We start from the raw sequence: 1206 nt of genomic DNA, 5'->3' as shown, positions 1-1206 counted from the left end.
CCCGGCGGCGCCTCCGGCTCCGCCCGGTCGTACCAGAGCGGGTCGGCGTCCCAGTGCGGATCGTTCTCGTCCAAGACTGAACCCCCTGCGCCGCAAACCCGGACGCGGCCTCGTTCGTGAGCAATTCGTTCACCAGACGGCTCGGCCGGGGCCGCGCCTCACCGCTCCCCCGGCAGCGGCCGCAGCAGCGCGCCGAGCAGGAAGCCGAGCTGGCCGCAGACCAGCAGCGCCACCCCGCGCCGCAGCCCGCCCCCGACGCCGAGGTGGTGCACGTGGAACCCGTAGGCGAGCTCGGCCGCCACCACCGGCAGGAACACCGGCAGACCCCAGACCGAGCCGAACCGCCCCAGCCCGACCCCGAGCAGCGCGTTCAGCAGCAGACCCTTCATGACGATCCCGTCGGCGACCCCGTCCCCGCACAACCCCGGCGCCACCCCGGCGCCCGACCGAGCCCGTGCGGCCCGGCGCGTGTCCGCGACGGGCTCCGGCCGCGCGCTCGGCCCGCCCGGGCTACTTGCTGCCGCGCTGGGCCAGCACCGCCGGGACGGTGCGCAGCATGATCGCGATGTCCCGGCGCAGGCTCCAGCGGCTGGCATAGTCCAGGTCCAGCGCCACGCGCTCGGCGTAGGTCGTGTCCGAGCGCCCCGAGACCTGCCACAGCCCGGTCACCCCCGGCGGCACCGCAAAGCAGGTGGAGAACGCCCGGCCGTAGCGGGCGACCTCGGCCTGGACGATCGGGCGCGGCCCGACCAGGCTCATCTCCCCGCGCAGCACGTTCCAGAGCTGCGGCAGCTCGTCCAGCGAGGTCTTGCGCAGGACCTGGCCGATGGCGGTGATGCGCGGATCGTCGCTGAGCTTGTGCGTGGCGGCCCACTCCGCCCGGGCCCGCGGGCTGGCGGCCAGATGGGCGGCGAGCACCCCCTCGCCGTCGGCCACCATCGAGCGGAACTTCAGGCAGCCGAAGCTGCGCCCGTCCCGGCCCAGCCGCGTGTGCCGGAAGATCGGCGCCTTGCGGTCCCCGGCCCACACCAGCGCGGCGATCACCAGCATCAGCGGCAGAAGCAGGAACAGCGCGGTGGAAGCCACCCCGATGTCGAGACCGCGCTTGGCCGCCCAGTCGAGCCGCAGCCCCCGCGCGACAAACGGCGTCTCCGGCAGCATCGCCTCCGCCACCCCGCTCACCTGACCGGCAATCTGATCGGCCAC

General features: G+C 74.7%; 2 protein-coding genes. Both read right to left on the bottom strand.

What is annotated here, in order from left to right; genetic code table 11:
• Nucleotides 1–158 precede the first annotated feature (158 nt).
• Nucleotides 159–389 carry a hypothetical protein gene (locus AO398_RS27130; protein WP_058195402.1) on the bottom strand — a complete coding sequence of 77 codons (231 nt, stop codon included), beginning with the start codon at nt 387–389 and terminating at the stop codon, nt 159–161.
• Nucleotides 390–510: 121 nt separating this feature from the next.
• The coding region (locus tag AO398_RS27125) for a sugar transferase (protein ID WP_348272379.1) at nt 511–1206 on the bottom strand (696 nt) is incomplete at its 5' end.

The sequence above is a fragment of the Methylobacterium sp. GXS13 genome, assembly GCF_001455965.1.
In the GTDB taxonomy this organism is placed as follows: Bacteria; Pseudomonadota; Alphaproteobacteria; order Rhizobiales; family Beijerinckiaceae; genus Methylobacterium.
Note: the sequence above shows the minus strand (reverse complement) of the source record. Positions and strands in the feature narration are given on the sequence as shown.